Genomic DNA, 17,228 nt, shown 5'->3' with positions numbered 1-17,228 from the left:
GGGGGGGGGGGGGGGGGGGGGTGTTGGGGTGTTGGTGTGTGGGGGGGGGGGGGGGGTGTGCGGGGGGGCGGGGGGGGGGGGGCCCTAACCCACCCCCCCCCCCGACGCCGTTACGCCAAACGCTTAAAAACATGAACTCTCCCCCCGCCAGCGGCTCAACTGCCATGCGCACACTCGCCAGCAGACAGGAGCCCCTGGTGCCCCAATCCCCGACCGGCCGCGCCTACCGCACCGATATCCCCGCCCGCCTCGACCGCCTGCCCTGGACCCGCTTCCACACGCTGCTGGTCCTGGCCCTGGGCATCACCTGGCTGCTCGATGGCCTGGAGGTGACCCTGGCAGGCGCGGTGTCCGGCGCGCTCAAGGACAGCCCGGCGCTGCAGATGAGCAACACCGAGATCGGCCTGGCGGGCGCCAGCTACATCGCCGGAGCCGTACTTGGCGCCCTGCTGTTCGGCTGGCTGACCGACCGCCTGGGCCGGCGCCGGCTGTTCTTCGTCACCTTGGTCCTGTACATCGGCGCCACGGCCGCGACCGCGTTTTCCTGGAACCTGTGGAGCTTCCTGCTGTTTCGCTTTCTCACCGGCGCCGGCATCGGCGGTGAGTACACCGCGATCAATTCGACCATCCAGGAATTCACCCCGGCCCGCTGTCGCGGCTGGGTGGACCTGACCATCAATGGCACCTTCTGGCTGGGCGCCGCCCTTGGCGCGGTGGGGTCGGTGGTGCTGCTCGACCCGGCACTGGTGGGCGGTGAGCTGGGCTGGCGCCTGTGTTTCGGCATCGGTGCGGTGCTGGGCCTGGCGATCCTGCTGATGCGCCTGTGGATCCCGGAGAGCCCACGCTGGCTGTTGATCCACAACCAACCGGAACAGGCCGAACGTATCGTCGCCGGTATCGAACGCCAGTACCGCGCGCGCGGCATCGCGCTACCGGCCATCGAAAGCCCGCCCTTGTGCCTGCATGCCCGTGACCACACGCCCTTGGGCGAGGTCGTGCGCTGCCTGTTCGGTGCCCACCGGCGGCGGGCACTGGTCGGCCTGACCCTGCTCGGCGCCCAGGCGTTCTTCTACAACGCCATCTTCTTCACCTATGCCCTGGTCCTCACCGATTTCTACGGAGTACCGTCCGAGCGCATCGGCTGGTACGTGCTGCCCTTCGCCCTAGGCAACTTCTGTGGGCCACTGCTGTTGGGCAGGCTGTTCGATGTATGGGGGCGGCGCCTGATGGTCAGCGCCACGTACCTGATATCCGGCGTACTCCTGGGCATCAGCGGGTACCTGTTCCAGCAGCAACTGCTCGACGTCACCCAGCAGACGCTGGCCTGGATGGTGATTTTCTTCTTCGCCTCCGCCGCGGCAAGCTCGGCCTACCTGACCGTGGCCGAAACCTTTCCGCTGGAGATCCGCGCCCTGGCCATCGCCGTGTTCTATGCCTTTGGCACGGGCCTGGGTGGGCTGGCCGGGCCAGCATTGTTCGGCGCCCTGATCGAGACGGGAGAACGTACGAATGTGCTGTATGGCTATTTGATCGGGGCCGGCTTGATGGTCTTTGCCGCGCTGGTGCAGGCGCGATGGGGGACGGCAGCCGAGCGCAGGTCTTTGGAGCAGGTGGCACGCCCGTTGTCCCAGGCGCAGGAGGAATGACCGGCCAGGTGTACGCACCTGGCCGGTTTTCATGCGATGACCTGCCGCGCCCTCAGAGGAAGGTGAACACCTGTGACGCCGGCAAGCGCGATTTGCCAAGCCCTGCGTTGAAGTCATCCTCACTGCGGTAGCCCAGGCTCAGCACCACCACACTGGTGAGGCCTCGTTCACGCAGGCCCAGCTCGGCGTCCAGCGCCTTGCTGTCGAAGCCTTCGATAGGCGTGGCGTCCAGGCCATGGGCAGCGGCGCCGAGCAGTGCGGTGCCGAACGCCAGGTAGGTCTGCTTCTCCATCCAGTGTTGCAGGTCCTTGTGGTCGAAGCGGTGCAGATTCACGTAGCCGCGACGGGTCTGGTCCTGGCCGGCCCTGGCCTGCTCGGTAGGGAAACGCCCATCGGCGGCTTCCTGCGCCAGTACCGCCTCCAGGTGGGCTTCGGTCATGTCGGTACGGGCAGCGAAGACGATCACGTGGGATGCGTTGAGGATTTTCGGCGTGTTGTAGGCAAAGGCCTCGGTGGCCTTGGCGATGCGTGCCTTGCCTTCGGCGCTGTCGGCCACCACGAAGTGCCAAGGCTGGGAGTTGACCGAGGACGGGCTGTGGCGCAGTTGTTCGAGCAACGCGTCGATGGTCGCCTGGGGAATGCGACGGCTGGCATCGTAGGCTTTGGTGGTGTAGCGGCGCTTGGCCAGGGCAACGGTATCCATCAGGGAAACTCCTCAGGGGAACGGAATGTGCCGGGCATCTTATCTTTCCTGGGAAAAAGAAAAAGCGGCACAATGCAACAACACTTTCATCCCTGGAGTGAAAATGCTGCGCATCACCGACCTCGAACTGTTCGTGCGCAGCAGTGCACTGGGCAGTTTCACCGCTGCGGCTCTGGAGGCGGGCGTGCTGCCAGGCCAGGTGGCGGCGGCGATCAAGCGCCTGGAGCGCGAGCTGGACGTGCGCCTGTTCGCCCGCACCACCCGCAGCCTGCGCCTGACCGCCGAAGGCGAGCTGTACCTGCCCACGGCCCACAGCGTGCTCGATACCCTGCGCCAGGGCCGAGACAACCTGCACGGTGCCCATAGCACCCTGCGCGGAGTGCTGCAGGTGTCGGCGCCCTCGGACCTGGGCCGCAATCTCCTGCTGCCCTGGCTCAGTGCGTTTCGCCGCGAACACCCTGATTTGAGCCTGCGCTTCTTTCTCTCCGACCAGATCGCCGACTTCGCCCGCGATCCGGTGGACGTGGCTATCCGCTATGGCCTGAACCAGGACGCCAACTACATCGCCCTACCCCTGGCGCCCTGGAACCGCCGGGTCCTGGTGGCGTCGCCCGGCTACCTGGCGCGCCATGGCCGGCCACGCACGCTCGATGAGCTGCAACAGCATGCGTGCCTGCTGTACCTGCAGATGGGCCGGGTGTACGACCGGTGGCGCCTGGGCAGTCGCAGCGTGCAGGTGCGCGGCCCGTTGTTCAGCGACGATGCCGATGTGGTGCGGCGCTGGGCCCTGGAAGGCGAAGGGATCGTCTACAAGTCGTGGCTGGATGTCAGCGCCAATGTGGCTGCAGGTGAGCTGGAAGTGCTGCTGCCCGAGCACCTTGGCGAACCGACGCCGGTGACGCTGGTGTGCCCGCATCGCAAGCAGCTGTCACCTGTCGTGTCGCAGCTGCACCTGTGGCTGCGTGAGCGCTTCGCCGCGCTGCAGCCACCCGGTGCGCCATGACCGGTGCCGACAAGGCTCAGCCCTGTTTGCCCAGGGCTTCACGAAAGCGCGCGGTACTGGCCGCGGCCAGCACCAGCCCGACCACCGCGACAGCACCGCCCACCAGGCCGATATAGGCCACATCCAGCTGGCTGCTGACGATACTGCCCAACAGCGCGCCGCCGCCGATGCCGATGTTGTAGATCCCCGAGAACAGCGCCATCGCCACATCGGTGGCATCCGAGGCGAGCTTGAGGGTCTTCGATTGCAGCGACAGGCTGAAGCTCAGGATCGCCACGCCCCAGACCATGCTCAAGGCGGCGAATACATAGAAATTGCCCGACAGCGGCAACAGCAGAAGCAAGCAGGACGCCAGGGCCGCGATCGCCGCCACCAGGAAGCCATGGGGGAAGCGGTCGCTGTAGCGGCTGAACAACAGCGAGCCGAAGACACCCGCGCCGCCGAACAGCAACAGCAGCAGCGTGGTGCGCTCGCCACCGATCTGCGCCACGTGCAAGGCAAACGGCTCGATGTAGCTGTAGGCCGTGAATTGCGCGGTGATCACCAAGGTCACCAGCAGGTAGGTGATGACCAGCGCCGGGCGCTTGAACAGGATCGGCAGGCTGCGCAGGGAGCCGGAGTTCTGGCTGGGCAGCAACGGCAGCGATTTCATCAGGCAGAGCATGGTGGCCAGCGCCACCCCGGCAATGCTCAGGAACGTCACACGCCAGCCAAGGGCTTCGCCCACCACCCGGCCCAGGGGGATACCCATGACCATCGCCAGGGTCGTGCCGGTGGCCAGCAGGCCCAGGGCCTTGGCCTGTTGACCAGGTGGCGCCACACGCACTGCCAGCGAGGCGGTGATGGCCCAGAACACCGCATGGGACAGGGCAATGCCGATGCGGCTGACCAGCAGCATGGCGAAACTCTGGGACAGCCAGGACAACAGGTGGCTGACAATGAACACCAGGAACACGAACAGCAGCAGGCGCCGGCGTTCGATGTTGCGGGTCAGCAGCATCATCGGCAGCGACGCCAGGGCCACCACCCAGGCATAGATGGTCAGCATCAGCCCGACCTGGGCCGTGGTCATCTCGAAGCTGCGGCCGATGTCACTGAGCAGCGCCACCGGGACGAACTCAGTGGTATTGAAGATGAAGGCCGCCAGGGCCAGGGCGACGACACTCAGCCAGCTGCCGGTACCGGCGGTTGGCGGCAGAACACTAGGGGTAGGTCCGTTCATGGAAGGGTTGTTGATCTCCGAAGACAAGGCGATAGGCCGCCCATCACCCGCTCAGTTCAAGGCCGGTGACGCGCGGTTTTGTTATTGGAAGGAATGCCGGCATGGTACGCATCGCGTCTGGGCCCCACAACCCTTGAGAGGCGGCATCGGTCTTGAGGCAGGTGCTGCCCGTGAGATCGAGCGCCGCGCGGGCGGCGCTCGACCTCACAGCCATCAAAGTAGCTACGGCGAACACTTCAAGCATTACCTGCCCGTGCCTTGGTGCACAGCGGTTCGTCAACGCCGAGGCGCAGCCGGCCTGACGGTCAATTTGCCAGGGGCCACTCGGCCAACGGCCAGTAGCGCCCCTTGCGTGACTCATAGAGGGTGAAATGCCGGGCGGCGAGGAAGAACTCCGGTGCCACCGCAGCTTCCGGCACCTGGGCGCGATAGTCCCGGGACAAGGTCAGGTGCGCTCGGTATTCCCGGCCCTGCCCGGCGATGCCCAGCGGCAGCACGGCCTGCTCCAGGGCATAGACCAATCGGCGCAAGGCCGGCGGCGTATCCTGTGGCTCCAGCACCAGCACATTGGCCCGTGGCCATACCTGCAGGCGGTCCAGGGTCAGGCGCAGCGGCGCGTCCGGGCCTTTGAGGCTGTCGACGGCTGCGCACAGCGCAGGCACCAAGGCCGCGTCCACGTCCCCCAGGAACAGCAAGGTCAGGTGAAAGTTTTCCGCCGGCACCGGCTTGCCGCTGCGCAGGCCCAGGCCTCGGCGCCACTGCGCCATGGCCCGGCGTTGGGCATCGGTCACCGGCAGGGCGAAGAACAACCGCTTGAACGGTTGCCCTTTTTCCCGTTCATCCACTGGCATTGGCAAGGGTCCTGTTGCGTAGGCATGGCTGCATCATCGCACAGGCACGCCTGAGCCTCACCCCTCATGGCGGGTACCACCTCGTACCAATGTCTGCCTGGCAATCTGAGATTAATCCTACAAAGCGCCTCCATGATTGTTTATGCTGGCGGGCTCAAGCCATGACGCGTGGCCATTTCGACAAGCATCCGTCCATGAAAATCGCACTCGTACTGATCTTCGCCCTCTCGATCGCCTATGTTCACCTGCGCGGTCGGGTTCGCCATAAACTGACCCGCCAGCTGGGTGACCACTCCAGCTTCCTCGCCCCGGTCAATGCCTTCCTGTACCTGTTCTCCCGGCACCCAGCCAAGCCCTACCTGCCGGTGGAGGCGTTCCCGGAGTTGCAGCCGCTGAAGGATCACTGGCAGGAAATCCGCGAAGAAGCCCAGCAGTTGTTGCACGTGGGTGAAATCAAGAAATCCGACAACTACGACGACGTCGGCTTCAACTCGTTCTTCAAAACCGGCTGGAAGCGCTTCTACCTGAAGTGGTACGGCGAGAGCCACCCTTCGGCCATGAAGCTGTGCCCCCGCACCACCGAACTGCTGCAGGGCATCGGTACGGTCAAGGCGGCCATGTTCGCCACCCTGCCGCCGGGCGCCAAACTGGTACGTCACCGTGACCCCTATGCCGGCTCCTACCGCTACCACCTGGGCCTGGACACACCGAACGACGACGGCTGCTACATCGATGTCGATGGCCAGAAGTATTCCTGGCGCGACGGCGAGGCGGTGGTGTTCGACGAGACCTACATCCACTACGCTGCCAACACCACCGACCACAATCGCATCATTCTGTTCTGCGATGTCGAGCGCCCGCTCAAGTACCGCTGGGCAACTGCCTTCAACCGCTGGTTCAGCCGCAACGTCATGGCCGCCGCCGCCGCGCCCAACGATGCCAATGACAAGACCGGCGGCATCAACCGCCTGTTCACCCGCATCTACAAGATTCGCGAACGCGGCAAGGCGATGAAGAAACGCAACCGTACCCGCTACTACCTGGAGAAGTGGGCCGTGGTCGCGGCGCTGGTGCTGTTCTTCATCTACATCTGACGCGGCCCCTGAGAGGCGGGCAAGGGTAGAATCTTCGACTAGCCTGAAAGCTCCTGTTGCCAACCCTACAAGGTGAAGACGATGAGCATGATGGACTGGGACGCCTACCGTAAGCAGTTGATGGCCGGCATCGGCGATCTCAAGCAGCTGTCCCCCGACACCGTGGCCGGCTACATGACCGCCAGCGGTGCCGGGGCCAAGACCAACCACCTCGATGCCAAGACCCGCGAGTTGATCTCCCTGGCGGTGGCCGTCACCACCCGCTGCGATGGGTGCATCGCCGTCCATTCCCAGCAGGCCGTCAAGCACGGCGCCACCCGCGAGGAAATCGCCGAAGCCCTTGGCGTGGCCGTGGCGATGAATGCGGGCGCTGCCCTGGTGTATTCGGCCCGGGTCATGGACGCTGTGGGCAAGGCCAACGATTGACCGTACCGGCGCCGCCCTGCGCGGCGGCGCCGGGCCAACCCGATTCCACGGAGCTGCAATGATTGACATCCGACCCATGACGCCAGAAGACTTCGAGCACTTCTGGCCGACCTTCCAGGCCATTGTCCAGGCCCGCCAGACCTACGCCTTCGACCCCGACCTCAGCTTCGAGCAAGCCCGCCACCTGTGGCTTTCGCTGCCGTTGCACACCCTGGTGGCCGAAGCCGACGGCCAACTGCTGGGCTCGTACTACCTCAAGGCCAACGCAGCAGGCCCCGGCAGCCATGTCGGCAACTGTGGCTACATGGTCGCCGAGGCCGCCCGCGGTCGTGGCGTGGCGCGGCTGATGTGCGAACACTCGCAGAAGCTGGCACGCCAGGAAGGCTTCCTGGCCCTGCAGTTCAACTCGGTGGTGGCCAGCAACGAAGTGGCCGTGGCGCTGTGGCACAAGCTTGGCTTCGAGACTGTCGGCCGGCTGCCCAAGGCCTACCGCCATGCCCAGCTGGGGCTGGTGGACTGCCTGGTGATGTACAAATGGCTGGCCGATGAGCCGGTGGTGGAAAAGCCGCCGCTGCTGATCGGGCGCAAGAACATCGAGGCCCGCGTCTCGCGCCGACGCGGTCGCTGACCCCTCCCCCTGCGCATTTGACTCCCTCGCCGATCGATGGTCAGATGCGCGCCAGTTTCAGGTGTCCTGCGCCGCCGCGCGCAGGGTGAAACGGGAAGCCGGTGCGTCCTTTACAGGACAAGTCCGGCGCTGCCCCCGCAACGGTAAGCGAGCGAACCCTTCGACACACCACTGTGCCTGTGCATGGGAAGGTGAAGGCGTTCATGACCCTCGCAAGCCCGGAGACCGGCCTGGAGCTTCGTTGGCAACCCCGCGGTGGGCGGGCGCAGGCCGGTTTCGCGTGCGCCCCTGCGTGCGTGATAGGTCTCCATGCGTTGTTTCCACCGGGATCCATTCCTTCCTGCAACCGTGGAACGACATGTCCCGTATCTACAAGCTTCACACCCTGGCGGCCTGCCTGGCCGTCGCCCTGCCGGCCTGGCCCGATGAGCCCGACGGCCAGGTCCTGACACTCCCCTCTACAGCGATCACCGAGGCCCTCGACCCGCAGGCCATCGACCTGGGCACCCCGACCCAGGCCGGCTCGCGCCTGGGCCTGAGCGCGCTGGAAACGCCGGCCAGCACCAGCACCATCAGCGCCGAGCAGATCCAGAGGCGTAACAACGCCACGCTCCAGGACGCCGTCACCCGCTCGCCCGGCATCACCTTCACCGGCAGCCCAGGCGACGGCAACACCGGCCTTTCGGCCCGGGGTTTCGAAGGCCAAAGCTCGGTGATGACGCTGTTCGATGGCTCACGCCTGTACAGTGGCGCAGGCACCCTGACCTTCCCGGTCGACCCATGGATGATCGAGCGGATCGACGTGATCCGTGGGCCGGCCTCGGTGCTCTACGGCGAAGGTGCCACCGGCGCGGTGGTCAATGCGATCCCGAAGAAGCCGTTCGCCGGGCCGGTGCACAACCACCTGCGTCTGGGCTACGGCGCCTGGGACCGGCAACAGCTGGGCTTGGACAGCGGCGGCAGCCTTGGCCAACGGCTGAGCTACCGAGTGACCCTGAACCGGCAGGCCGGCAACGGCTGGGTCGAGCGCACCGACTCGCGCAGCCTGGCCCTGAGCGCCGCCCTGCGCCTGGACGCCAGCGACGATCTGAGTTTCACCCTCGCCCACGAACGCGGCGACACCGAACCGGCCAACTACTACGGCACCCCACTGATCGATGGGCACTACCGCAGCAGCCTGCGCAAGAAGAACTACAACATCGACAACGACGTGCAGCACTATCGGGACCAGTGGACGCGCCTGAACACCGACTGGCACATTCACGACAGCCTGTCGGCCAGCAACCAGCTCTACTACATCAAGAGCCGACGGCATTGGCGCAACGCCGAGTCGTACACCTGGAACCCGGCCGATGGCGTGCTCGAGCGTGGCAGCTTCCTGCAGATCAAGCACAACCAGGAGCAGTTCGGCGACCGCCAGAGCTTCACGTTCGACCATACCCTGTTCGGGCGCGCCAGCAAGACCGTGATCGGCGCCGAGTACAACAAGATCCGCTTCAACGTCGACAGCAATGCCCCCTTCGATGACGGCAATGTGGACACGCTCGATCCGTGGAACCCGGCCCCGGGCCGATTCCACAGCCTGTCGCCGACACGCCCGCAGACCTTGTCCGTCACCCACACATTCTCCACCTTCCTGGAAAACCGCACCGCGCTGACCGAGCGCCTGTCGCTGGTGACCGGTGTGCGCCGCGACCAAAACCATGTGGAGCGCAACGACCTGGTGAATGAAACCCGTAGCGATCGTAGCCTGCGCGGAGGCAACTGGCGTGCCGGCCTGGTGTTCGCGGTCACGCCGGACCTGTCCCTGTATGGCCAGCACTCCACCAGCGAAGACGGCATCGGCGACCTGCTGACCTTGCGTCCGGAACAGCGCTACGACCTGACCAAAGCCAGGCAGACGGAACTGGGCCTCAAGCAGCGCTTCTGGGATGGCCGGGGCGAATGGACATTGGCCGCCTACCACATCGTCAAGCACAAACTGCTGGTCGCCGACCCGGTGAACCATGGCCTGCAGCAGGCCGGCCAGCAGACGTCCGACGGTCTGGAAGCGTCCGTGGAGCTGGCATTGGCCAACCAATGGCAGGTCTCGGCCAACGCCTCGGTGGTACGTGCAAGGTTCGACGACTATCTCGAGCACACCGCAACCGGCATCATGGACCGCGCCGGCAACCGCCCGGCCAACGTGCCACGGCGCACGGCCAACCTATGGGTGAGCAAGGGTCTGGGCCAGGATGTCGAAGCCGGCCTTGGGTTGCGTTACGTGGACCAGCGTTACGACAGCGCAGCCAACCAGGGTAGTGTTCCGGGGTATACGGTGGTCGATGGCACTATCGGCTGGCAGGTCTTGCCGGCTGTGCGCCTGGGGCTGCAGGTGAACAACCTGTTCGACCGCGAGTATGCGGCCTCCTACCTCTACACCAGCGACCAATGGCTGCTGGGCGCGCCCCGGTCGTATTTCGCCACGGTGGACTACACCTTCTGAGCCCGAAGCCAGCGCCGCCCCTGTAGGAACGGGCTTGTCCCGCGATTAGGCCGGACCTGCCATCGCGGGTGGTGGCAAGGGCTTTGCCCTTGATCGCGGGACAAGCCCGCTCCTACAGGGACCGCGCACGCTGCTCTCCCGGGTGCCAACGATGGAGCATGAAGGTGAAACAGCGGATCACTGCCCACGCCGCAACAGGTAGGTATCCATGATCCACCCCTTGCGCTGGCGCATCTGTTCCCGCACCTGGAGTATCTTCGCCTTGACCTGCAGCAGCGGCCCGGCGACCAGGACCTCATCCTCGGTTCCCAGATACGCCCCCCAGTAGATCGTCAATGCCGGGTCGTCCAGGTCAGCAAAGGCACACTGCCCGTCCAGCATCACCACCACATTGTCGATCCGACCCTGCTCGGCCAGGCGCCTGCCCGGCAGCACGGTCAGCGGCTCGCCGATGCGGTTCAGCGGTACCTGATGTCGGGCAGCCAGGGCCTGCACGCTGCTGATACCTGGGATTATCTCCAGCGCAAGGGCCAAGCCGCGCTCCCGGACCAAGTCCAGCACGCGCAGGGTGCTATCGTACAGCCCAGGCTCCCCCCAGAGCAGGAACGCGCCGACATCGCCAGGCCCCAGCTCGTCCTCGAGCAGACGGCCATACAAGGCCGCTCGCTGTCGGTGCCAATGCTGCACCGCACCGACATAGTCCGCCGCCTGCCCATCACGCCTGGGGTCGGCCACCTGCACCAGGCGGTAGCCACCGGCCGGAACGTAGCGCTCCAGGATCATCGTGCGCAGGCGCGCCAGCTCGTCCTTGTCGGGGCCCTTGTCCAGGATGAAGAACACCGTGGTGCGCCGCAGCGCCTCCACGGCCTCGAAGGTGACCTGGCGGGGGTCGCCAGGCCCGATGCCAATCAGCAGAAGGTGTTTCATCGCCCTGCCCGCGCGGATGCCTGCGCCCATTGTCGGCCGGCCGCCGGTGTTTGGCAAAACGCCCTACAGGATCGAGAAGTTGTAGCTGACGATGACCCGCGTCTCGTCCATGTCCCGCGCCCACCGCTCATAGTTGCTGCGGTAGGTGGAGTTGCGCAGGCGCACGCTCAGGTCCTTGAAGGTACCGCCCTGCACCTGGTACTTGAGCTCGGTATCGCGCTCCCATTCCTTGCCTTCAGCGGTGCTGCCGGGGACTTTGATATGGTCACCGTTGATGTAGCGGGTGAAGAAGGTCAGGCCGGGCACGCCGAGGGCCTTGAAGTCATAGTCATAGCGTACCTGCCAGGAGCGCTCCTGGGCGGCGGCGAAGTCGTTGACCTGGGCGTAGTTGACCAGGTACGGGTTGCTGCCGTCGAGGTACGGCATGGCGCTCTCGCCATACATGCGCTGCCAGCCGGCACTGATCTTGTGCCCGCCCAGGCTGTAGCCGAGCATGCCACTGAAGGCGCGGTGGTCGATTTCGCCAGCGCGGGCGTTGCCGATGTCATCGCTCTTGATCAGGCGCAGGTCCGCCGACACGCTGCCCAGCGCCAGCGGCTGGGTAGCCACCAAGCCCAGGAACTGCTGACGGTAGATGTTCTCCAGGCGCGACACCTGGTACTGGCCGCTGAGGCGATCGCTGAAGCGGTAGTCGACGCCAGCCAGGTCGAAGTGATCGGCCTCGGTGTCGCAGGCGTAACGCTTGTTCTTGCAGTGCACGCGAATGTCCTGGCGGTCGGTGGAGTCTCGCGCCGTGTACTGGTTCAGGCGCGCCAGGGTGAGTTTCAGGTCGCTCACCTCCTCGGAGGTGAGCATGGCGCCATGGAACATCGTCGGCAGCAGGCGGCCGTCGTTGTACTTGAGCAAGGGCATGTCCGGCATCATCGAGCCATAGCGCAGTACCGTGCGGGACACCTTGACCTTACCGGCCACGCCCAGCTTGGCGTACTGGTCGACCGAACGGCGCGGGTCATGGCCGGACGCCGGCAGCAGGCCGCTGTTGCTGTCCGCCGGGCTCGAGTCGAGCTTGAAGCCGACCATGCCCAGGGCGTCCACGCCAAAGCCCACCGTGCCCTGGGTATAACCGGACTGCACATTCAGGATGAACCCCTGCGCCCACTCTTCGCGCTTGGACGCCCCTTGGCTGGAACTGCTGTGGCCGTCACGGAAATCCCGGTTGAAATAGACATTGCGCGCCTCGAGCTTGGCGGTAGTGTCTTCAAGAAAACCAGCGGCCTGGGCCTGGGCACCGGCACACAGGAAGAACAGGCCGGCAACTCGACGCCCGGGGGCAAGGGGGAATGGGGCAAACATGCGAAAGGAACATCCAGAACAAAGCGAAAACGACCCGGGGCAGCACGCCGCCCCGGCACTACAAGACCGTCGGCAAATACCCCGGCCAGCTTCCTGGATGATCGCTCAGCCGCTCTAGACCAAGCCATAGGACCATGGTCTAGGTAGACCTCAAGAGCACTATGAAAACCGCTGTGAATACCGCACGAAAAACTAGCAAAGTTCCGTGATTACTTATAAAAAGTTTGCGGTTTACCCTCATGAGTTCGAAGACTACACTCGATATCAGCGAACAGCTTTACCCATCCTCGTGGCCGGCGTTTATGGCTTTTTTTGTATGTTCGTCACGCCCCGCCACGGTACTTACAGGAGTGATGACAGTGTCCAGACTTGCAGAGTTTCGTGCTGCCGAAAAAGCTCTCCAGGAACAAATGGCGCAACTGGAGGCGATGAAAAAGGATGCCGGCCTAAAACGCGAAATCGAATTCGAGCAGAAACTAGTCGGCCTGATGAAAAGCTATGACAAGAGCCTGCGCGACATCATCGCCATCCTCGACCCCAAGGCGGCCACCCGGGCCCCGACTGCAGCGCCCAAGCAGCAGCGCCGCCCCCGCGTGGTGAAGGTGTACGAAAACCCGCACACCGGCGAGCTGATCGAGACCAAAGGCGGCAACCACCGCGGGTTGAAGGCCTGGAAAGAGCAATACGGCGCCAAGACGGTGGAAAGCTGGGTACGCACATGAAACATCAACGCGTACTTCACACTTTTTTCACATCGACACGCGCAGTATCGAACCAGCTAAAGGACTAGCGACCCCATCACGCGCCCGCACACGCGGGCCTCTAATTCCAGCGCCCTGCACTCGTGCAGGGCGCTTTCATTTGCGCTCACGCCTCACTGCCGTATCATGGCCCACCTGTCTTTACCGCCAGGGTCCGTCCCTGGCCTCGTTCCTGGAGCACCCATGAGCCTGCACGATCTGCAAACCCTGCCAGGCGTTACCGCCAAGCCGGACGCCGCCACCGCCCGTTTCGTCTTCAACCACACCATGCTGCGGGTCAAGGACATCGAAAAGTCCCTGGACTTCTACACCCGCGTGCTGGGCTTCAGCCTGGTGGACAAGCGCGACTTCCCGGAAGCAGCCTTCAGCCTGTACTTCCTGGCCCTGGTGGACCCTGCGCAGATTCCGGCCGATGACGCCGAACGCCACCAGTGGATGAAGTCGATCCCAGGCATCCTCGAGCTGACCCATAACCATGGCACCGAGAACGACCCGGCATTCGCCTACCACGATGGCAACACCGACCCGCGCGGTTTCGGCCACATCTGCATTTCGGTACCGGACGTACGCGCCGCCTGCGAGCGCTTCGAAGCCCTGCAGGTGCCCTTCCAGAAGCGCCTGAGCGACGGCCGCATGAAGCACCTCGCCTTCATCAAGGACCCCGACGGCTACTGGGTGGAGATCATCCAGCCAACCGAGCTCTGAGCCCGCCGGCAAGGCACGCTCGTCGGGCCGGGAACCCTCGGCCCCTCGCTGTGGTATATGGAATAGACCTGTTCCAAGCCACAGCGAGGTAAGGACGATGCAAACCCTTCACTGTGAATACCGCGACCACACCATCACCGCCAGCGTGATGACCCACCCAGGGTCGCCCCTGCCGTTTGCCGCCGGTTGCCTGATCACCGACCCGGAAGGTCACACCAGCAGGCGCCTGTCACTGCCGATGAAGATGGCGTTCCTGTCCGACCTTGAGAACGCCCAGCACGCCGCCCTCGCCCATGGCCGATGGTTGGTGGACCAGCAGCTCGACGGCGATCACCAGGTGTTCTGATCCAGTCATCGAGGCAGCAACACGATCTCTTGTGGGAGCGGCGGGTACAAGCCCGCCCCCACAGGTGTTCCCAAAAACTCAGGGCTGCCGCGCATAGGCAACCGCCTGCGCCACCTGCTCGTCGGTCGGCCGCACGCCGGTGTAGAGCACGAACTGTTCCAGCGCCTGCAAGGCGATCACCTCCAGCCCGGTGATCACCGGTTTGCCCAGCGCCTCGGCACGGCGGATCAGCGGCGTGCGCGCCGGCATCGCCACCACGTCGAACACCCGCTCGGCCGCCGCGATGGCATGGTCGGCAAAGGCCAGCTCATCCGCCTCGGGTCCGCCGGCCATGCCGATCGGCGTTACGTTCACCAGCATCGGCGGGCACAGGTCGCCCAACTCTGCCTGCCAGCGGTACCCGCACATATCGGCCAGTTGCCGGCCGGCCTGCTCGTTACGCGCCACGATGATCCCTTCACGCAGGCCCGCATCGCGCAAGGCGCTGGCCACCGCCTTGGCCATGCCGCCGCTGCCGCGCAGGGCGAACGCTGTGTTCGGATCCACCTGGTGCCGCTCCAGCAACTGGCGGACCGCCAGGTAGTCGGTGTTGTAGGCCTTCAGATGGCCGTGGGTATTGACCAGCGTATTGACCGAGTCGATGGCCGCAGCGGACGGGTCGACCTCATCGACCAAGGCCATGCAGGCCTCCTTGTAGGGCATGGAGATGCCGCAACCACGGATGCCCAACGCACGGATACCCGCCACTGCCGCCGGCAGGTCCTGGGTGGTCATGGCCTTGTAGTAGTAGTCCAGGCCCAACTGCCCATAGAGGTGGTTGTGAAAACGCACCCCGAACGTACCGGGCCGCCCGGCCAGGGAAATGCACAGCACGGTGTCTCTGCTCGGTGGAATCGCCATTGCCTGCTCCTTTGCTGGGGCTGAATCGATTGCGCAGCGTAGCAGACGCAACCGCCTGGGAGCACCCGGGCCCGGATATGAAAGTTGATAAAGCTAATGACCACTATCGAGGGCGTTGATTTCACCTGGCCGTGGCCTGCCGATAAGGTAGCGTCATGTCACACAGGAGGTCCCCATGGCCACTATCCAGATCATGTCCGTCATCGGCAGTGCCGTACCCGCCACGTTGCGCGAACAAGGCTTGCTGGCGTGCTGGTACCTGACCCGCAATGGCGAGACCGTCAGCGGACCGCTGACCTCCCGGGCCACGGCACAAGCGTTGGCCGACCGCCTGCAAGCCACGAGCCTGCTTGCCTGACCGAATTTTCGTTGTGCGTTTGCTCCCTTGACGCTCTCCTTGCCCGCCTTTTCAGGCGGGCTTTTTTATGTCGCCAGCTCGCCCTTCTCCAACCGACCAACGGCCATCGCGGAACCGTTCCAGCATGAAGCTTTTTTCATTTCCCGGCCCGCCTTCAACGAGCAATCGACAGCACTTCGGCCATACTCCACAATGCAACGGTTTTTCGGGGGAAACCCTTGCACAGCCAACGACATACCAACTTTTAGTGAGCCTCAACGTGAAAACTTCCCTGTCCATCCTCAGCCTGCTGCTGTTGCTCACAGGAACCGCGACCCTTCCGTCGACTGCTGCTGCACAACCCCCGGCCCAGGTCCAACGCGACCCCGCCAAGCTTCACCTGGCTTCCGGCAGCGCCTTGCTGGTCGATCTGAGCACCAACCGAGAGCTGTATGCCAGCCACGCCGACCGTGTGGTGCCGATCGCCTCGGTGACCAAGCTGATGACCGCGATGGTGGTGCTCGACGCCAAGCTGCCCATGGACGAAATGCTCACCATGACCATCGCCAACAACCCGGAAATGAAAGGCGTCTATTCCCGGGTACGGCTCGGCAGCCAGCTGAACCGGCGCGAAACCCTGCTGATCACCTTGATGTCCTCGGAAAACCGCGCCGCCAACTCCCTGGCCAACCACTACCCAGGCGGCTACAGCGCCTTCATCAAGGCCATGAACGCCAAGGCCCGCAGCTTGGGCATGGCGCATACCCGCTATGTCGAACCCACAGGTCTTTCGACCCAGAACGTGTCCACCGCCCGGGATCTGGTCAAGTTGCTGCTGGCATCGCGCAAGTACCCGATGCTCGGCGACCTCTCCACCACCCGCGAAAAGACCGTGGCGTTCCGCAAGCCTAACTACACCTTGGGCTTCCGTAACACCGACCACCTGGTGAACAAGAGCAACTGGGACATCAAGCTGACCAAGACCGGCTTCACCAATGAGGCCGGCCACTGCCTGGTGCTGCTGACGAAGATGGACAACCGCCCGGTGGCCATGGTGATCCTGGATGCCTTCGGCAAGTACACCCACTTCGCCGACGCCAGCCGCATGCGCCAGTGGCTGGAAACCGGCACGGCCAAGCCGGCACCGGCAGTGGCCATGCAGTACAAGGCCGAACGCCAGAACCGCGCTCGCCTGGCGTCGGACTGAAGCCAATGAAGTGCACGCCCGCTCCTGCAGGTGGGCGTGCAACAGCAGATCGCGGTGTCAGGCCAGAGCGCTGACCATGCTGCCTGCGCTGCTGCCGCCGCTCTTGCGCAGGGCCTCGAGCAACAAGGCGGTGGCGGCCTGGATCTCTCCCGTGAGCGTGGCAATGCTGGCCTGCTTGGCCGAGATCGCCGCAAGCTTGGTGGTTTCGTCCATGTCGCTCTGCATCAACGCCGCCAGTTGCTTCTGTTCTTCGGCCAACTGTTTCTGCAGTTGGCGGATCATCTCGCGCAGCTGCTTGATGTGCGCAGGCTCGTCACTTTCCTGGGCGTCCTGGGTCGATTTCGCCTGGGCGCCGCCTTTCAAAGTGAAAAGATCACCCTGCAGGGTCAAGCCGGCCTTTTCACTGCCCTCGCCTTCGCCAGCCTGCACAACAGCGCCGGTGGTGACGGGGATATTGAGGGTGGCGGCGGTGATTGCGACCATGTCATACCTTCCTTGCAGTGAGTCTTCGCATTGACCTCCCTATCGGCGGCCGGGCGCGCTTCTTGAATCGCACGTGGCCGATAAATTTGCCGCACCGCCACTCGTCCACCTGATACCCACGCCTGGCCCCGGCGCGCCGTTGCGCCACCAG

Annotated in this window: 18 protein-coding genes and 1 riboswitch; of the genes, 11 read left to right on the top strand and 7 right to left on the bottom strand. The window is 64.6% G+C overall.

The window, feature by feature from the left end; translation table 11 throughout:
• Positions 1-197 precede the first annotated feature (197 nt).
• Complete coding sequence (locus ACNFCI_RS19195) at positions 198-1,646, top strand: MFS transporter (protein WP_416768114.1); 1,449 nt, start codon at positions 198-200, stop codon at positions 1,644-1,646.
• Between the two features lie 52 nt (positions 1,647-1,698).
• Here ACNFCI_RS19195 and nfsB read toward each other — a convergent pair whose 3' ends face one another.
• A complete protein-coding gene (gene nfsB, locus ACNFCI_RS19190; protein ID WP_084857500.1) occupies positions 1,699-2,349 on the bottom strand; it encodes an oxygen-insensitive NAD(P)H nitroreductase in 651 nt (216 codons plus the stop codon).
• A 103-nt stretch (positions 2,350-2,452) separates the two neighbouring features.
• Here nfsB and ACNFCI_RS19185 point away from each other — a divergent pair, with 103 nt between their 5' ends.
• The gene (locus ACNFCI_RS19185) at positions 2,453-3,352 is read left to right on the top strand and encodes a LysR family transcriptional regulator (protein WP_368830116.1); all 900 of its coding nucleotides are present in this window, start codon (positions 2,453-2,455) and stop codon (positions 3,350-3,352) included.
• Positions 3,353-3,368: 16 nt separating this feature from the next.
• Here ACNFCI_RS19185 and ACNFCI_RS19180 read toward each other — a convergent pair whose 3' ends face one another.
• Positions 3,369-4,574, bottom strand: a complete 1,206-nt coding sequence (locus tag ACNFCI_RS19180) for a sugar transporter (protein ID WP_324812779.1) — start codon at positions 4,572-4,574, stop codon at positions 3,369-3,371.
• Between the two features lie 305 nt (positions 4,575-4,879).
• The gene (thpR, locus tag ACNFCI_RS19175) at positions 4,880-5,425 is read right to left on the bottom strand and encodes an RNA 2',3'-cyclic phosphodiesterase (protein WP_368830115.1); all 546 of its coding nucleotides are present in this window, start codon (positions 5,423-5,425) and stop codon (positions 4,880-4,882) included.
• A 194-nt stretch (positions 5,426-5,619) separates the two neighbouring features.
• Between thpR and lpxO the strand changes: the two genes are divergently transcribed.
• The 4 genes from lpxO (at position 5,620) to ACNFCI_RS19155 (ending at position 10,058) form a co-directional block, all read left to right on the top strand.
• The gene (lpxO, locus tag ACNFCI_RS19170) at positions 5,620-6,519 is read left to right on the top strand and encodes a lipid A hydroxylase LpxO (RefSeq protein WP_084857663.1); all 900 of its coding nucleotides are present in this window, start codon (positions 5,620-5,622) and stop codon (positions 6,517-6,519) included.
• Between the two features lie 81 nt (positions 6,520-6,600).
• A complete protein-coding gene (locus tag ACNFCI_RS19165) occupies positions 6,601-6,945 on the top strand; it encodes a carboxymuconolactone decarboxylase family protein (protein WP_224459015.1) in 345 nt (114 codons plus the stop codon).
• Positions 6,946-7,003: 58 nt separating this feature from the next.
• Complete coding sequence (locus ACNFCI_RS19160) at positions 7,004-7,573, top strand: N-acetyltransferase family protein (protein WP_368830114.1); 570 nt, start codon at positions 7,004-7,006, stop codon at positions 7,571-7,573.
• A 42-nt stretch (positions 7,574-7,615) separates the two neighbouring features.
• A riboswitch (cobalamin riboswitch) is annotated at positions 7,616-7,822 on the top strand.
• Positions 7,823-7,931: 109 nt separating this feature from the next.
• Entirely contained in the window at positions 7,932-10,058 is a 2,127-nt protein-coding gene (locus tag ACNFCI_RS19155; protein ID WP_368830113.1) for a TonB-dependent receptor, read from the top strand.
• Positions 10,059-10,235: 177 nt separating this feature from the next.
• Here ACNFCI_RS19155 and cobF read toward each other — a convergent pair whose 3' ends face one another.
• Together cobF and ACNFCI_RS19145 are read right to left on the bottom strand one after the other, a co-directional pair.
• Entirely contained in the window at positions 10,236-10,985 is a 750-nt protein-coding gene (gene cobF / locus ACNFCI_RS19150; protein WP_368830112.1) for a precorrin-6A synthase (deacetylating), read from the bottom strand.
• A 63-nt stretch (positions 10,986-11,048) separates the two neighbouring features.
• Complete coding sequence (locus ACNFCI_RS19145) at positions 11,049-12,338, bottom strand: OprD family porin (RefSeq protein ID WP_084857485.1); 1,290 nt, start codon at positions 12,336-12,338, stop codon at positions 11,049-11,051.
• A 359-nt stretch (positions 12,339-12,697) separates the two neighbouring features.
• On the opposite strand from ACNFCI_RS19145, the gene ACNFCI_RS19140 reads away from it, so the two are divergent.
• The 3 genes from ACNFCI_RS19140 (at position 12,698) to ACNFCI_RS19130 (ending at position 14,150) form a co-directional block, all read left to right on the top strand.
• Complete coding sequence (locus ACNFCI_RS19140; RefSeq protein WP_084857483.1) at positions 12,698-13,060, top strand: histone-like nucleoid-structuring protein, MvaT/MvaU family; 363 nt, start codon at positions 12,698-12,700, stop codon at positions 13,058-13,060.
• Positions 13,061-13,282: 222 nt separating this feature from the next.
• Positions 13,283-13,804: a lactoylglutathione lyase gene (gene gloA, locus ACNFCI_RS19135; RefSeq protein ID WP_084857481.1), complete on the top strand. Its 522-nt coding sequence runs from the start codon at positions 13,283-13,285 to the stop codon at positions 13,802-13,804.
• Between the two features lie 97 nt (positions 13,805-13,901).
• Entirely contained in the window at positions 13,902-14,150 is a 249-nt protein-coding gene (locus tag ACNFCI_RS19130) for a hypothetical protein (protein WP_084857480.1), read from the top strand.
• A 78-nt stretch (positions 14,151-14,228) separates the two neighbouring features.
• On the opposite strand, the gene ACNFCI_RS19125 is transcribed toward ACNFCI_RS19130, so the two are convergent.
• A complete protein-coding gene (locus tag ACNFCI_RS19125; protein ID WP_324812756.1) occupies positions 14,229-15,050 on the bottom strand; it encodes a shikimate 5-dehydrogenase in 822 nt (273 codons plus the stop codon).
• A gap of 175 nt (positions 15,051-15,225) precedes the next feature.
• Between ACNFCI_RS19125 and ACNFCI_RS19120 the strand changes: the two genes are divergently transcribed.
• Together ACNFCI_RS19120 and pbpG are read left to right on the top strand one after the other, a co-directional pair.
• Entirely contained in the window at positions 15,226-15,408 is a 183-nt protein-coding gene (locus tag ACNFCI_RS19120; protein ID WP_084857477.1) for a hypothetical protein, read from the top strand.
• Between the two features lie 259 nt (positions 15,409-15,667).
• The gene (gene pbpG, locus ACNFCI_RS19115; RefSeq protein ID WP_368830111.1) at positions 15,668-16,594 is read left to right on the top strand and encodes a D-alanyl-D-alanine endopeptidase; all 927 of its coding nucleotides are present in this window, start codon (positions 15,668-15,670) and stop codon (positions 16,592-16,594) included.
• A gap of 57 nt (positions 16,595-16,651) precedes the next feature.
• On the opposite strand, the gene ACNFCI_RS19110 is transcribed toward pbpG, so the two are convergent.
• The gene (locus ACNFCI_RS19110; RefSeq protein WP_084857475.1) at positions 16,652-17,077 is read right to left on the bottom strand and encodes a hypothetical protein; all 426 of its coding nucleotides are present in this window, start codon (positions 17,075-17,077) and stop codon (positions 16,652-16,654) included.
• Positions 17,078-17,228 lie beyond the last annotated feature (151 nt).

This window comes from Pseudomonas sp. NY15356 (assembly GCF_048068175.1).
In the GTDB taxonomy this organism is placed as follows: domain Bacteria; phylum Pseudomonadota; class Gammaproteobacteria; order Pseudomonadales; family Pseudomonadaceae; genus Aquipseudomonas; species Aquipseudomonas putida_K.
This window is presented reverse-complemented; position numbering and strand designations above follow the sequence as displayed.

Excerpts from the sequence above, each read along its gene's own strand:
- ACNFCI_RS19160 (WP_368830114.1), top strand. The coding sequence starts at position 7,004 with ATGATTGACATCCGACCCATGACGCCAGAAGACTTCGAGCACTTCTGG.
- ACNFCI_RS19145 (WP_084857485.1), bottom strand. The coding sequence starts at position 12,338 with ATGTTTGCCCCATTCCCCCTTGCCCCCGGGCGTCGAGTTGCCGGCCTG.
- nfsB (WP_084857500.1), bottom strand. The coding sequence starts at position 2,349 with ATGGATACCGTTGCCCTGGCCAAGCGCCGCTACACCACCAAAGCCTAC.
- gloA (WP_084857481.1), top strand. The coding sequence starts at position 13,283 with ATGAGCCTGCACGATCTGCAAACCCTGCCAGGCGTTACCGCCAAGCCG.
- cobF (WP_368830112.1), bottom strand. The coding sequence starts at position 10,985 with ATGAAACACCTTCTGCTGATTGGCATCGGGCCTGGCGACCCCCGCCAG.
- ACNFCI_RS19110 (WP_084857475.1), bottom strand. The coding sequence starts at position 17,077 with ATGGTCGCAATCACCGCCGCCACCCTCAATATCCCCGTCACCACCGGC.
- thpR (WP_368830115.1), bottom strand. The coding sequence starts at position 5,425 with ATGCCAGTGGATGAACGGGAAAAAGGGCAACCGTTCAAGCGGTTGTTC.
- ACNFCI_RS19185 (WP_368830116.1), top strand. The coding sequence starts at position 2,453 with ATGCTGCGCATCACCGACCTCGAACTGTTCGTGCGCAGCAGTGCACTG.
- lpxO (WP_084857663.1), top strand. The coding sequence starts at position 5,620 with ATGAAAATCGCACTCGTACTGATCTTCGCCCTCTCGATCGCCTATGTT.
- ACNFCI_RS19155 (WP_368830113.1), top strand. The coding sequence starts at position 7,932 with ATGTCCCGTATCTACAAGCTTCACACCCTGGCGGCCTGCCTGGCCGTC.
- ACNFCI_RS19120 (WP_084857477.1), top strand. The coding sequence starts at position 15,226 with ATGGCCACTATCCAGATCATGTCCGTCATCGGCAGTGCCGTACCCGCC.
- ACNFCI_RS19180 (WP_324812779.1), bottom strand. The coding sequence starts at position 4,574 with ATGAACGGACCTACCCCTAGTGTTCTGCCGCCAACCGCCGGTACCGGC.
- ACNFCI_RS19130 (WP_084857480.1), top strand. The coding sequence starts at position 13,902 with ATGCAAACCCTTCACTGTGAATACCGCGACCACACCATCACCGCCAGC.
- ACNFCI_RS19165 (WP_224459015.1), top strand. The coding sequence starts at position 6,601 with ATGAGCATGATGGACTGGGACGCCTACCGTAAGCAGTTGATGGCCGGC.
- ACNFCI_RS19125 (WP_324812756.1), bottom strand. The coding sequence starts at position 15,050 with ATGGCGATTCCACCGAGCAGAGACACCGTGCTGTGCATTTCCCTGGCC.